The organism is Cryobacterium sp. 10I1, from assembly GCF_035019805.1.
Lineage (GTDB): Bacteria > Actinomycetota > Actinomycetes > Actinomycetales > Microbacteriaceae > Cryobacterium > Cryobacterium glucosi.
In genome coordinates this window covers 1-272 of sequence record NZ_JASJVF010000651.1, presented here as the reverse complement: position 1 = coordinate 272, position 272 = coordinate 1, and the positions used below count along the sequence as shown (strand labels likewise).

1 protein-coding gene is annotated in these 272 nt (G+C 72.4%); it reads right to left on the bottom strand.

Annotated features, from left to right (window positions below; translation table 11 throughout):
• Nucleotides 1-272 (bottom strand): hypothetical protein (locus QN345_RS20180; RefSeq protein WP_323509260.1); only part of this gene is annotated, 272 nt, incomplete at both ends.

Here is a 272-nt window from a genome sequence, read left to right as displayed (position 1 = left end):
CCCATGCTGGGCGTGTCCTCGTCGCGGGCGGCGTGTTCGAACAGGGCCCGGAGGATGTCGGCGCGTTTCTCCCCGCCGGTGCGGGTATCCGCCCGGCGCTCCCGCAGCTCTGCCTCGATCACGTCCAGCTCCGGGCCCGTGCCCGCGTCCGTGCCCGCGGTCTCGGCGCCGGGGATCATCTGCCCCGAGTCCATGAGGGCCTGTTCCTCGGCGGTGGGGAACGCCGGGCGGGCGTGGAAGCTGAGGAAGGCGTCGAAGAGGGTGTTCATCAC